This is a genomic window from Oleiphilus sp. HI0128 (assembly GCF_001635365.1).
The window spans coordinates 1-402 of sequence record NZ_LWGG01000710.1; the positions used below are offsets into that span (position 1 = coordinate 1).

The window sequence follows — 402 nt, forward strand, 5'->3', positions numbered from 1 at the left end:
CAGGCTCAGGCTCAGGCTCAGGCTCAGGCTCAGGCTCAGGCTCAGGCTCAGGCTCAGGCTCAGGCTCAGGGCTTAGGTCATGAATTTCGCTCAGGTATTCTTGAAGTGCTGGAGGCGGTTCTGTCTTGTTTAAAGAATTTTCGTTTTCTGTTGGTTCATCAGTGTTATTTGATTCTTGTTGATCCGAGCTTAAACTTTCCTCGACTTCCTCGACTTCCTCGACTTCCTCGACTTCCTCGACTTCCTCGACTTCCTCGACTTCCTCGACTTCCTCGACTTCCTCGACTTCCTCGACTTCCTCGACTTCCTCGACTTCCTCGACTTCAGTCGACAGCTCCTGACTTATTCTGCTTTCCTCTGGCGCAGAGGCAGTTTGTACCTGCTCGATTGGTTCCGAAAGGT

Annotated in this window: 1 protein-coding gene; it reads right to left on the reverse strand. The window is 51.5% G+C overall.

The genetic code is table 11. The features are described from left to right. Nucleotides 1-402 (reverse strand): hypothetical protein (locus tag A3763_RS29535; protein ID WP_231872143.1); only part of this gene is annotated, 402 nt, incomplete at both ends.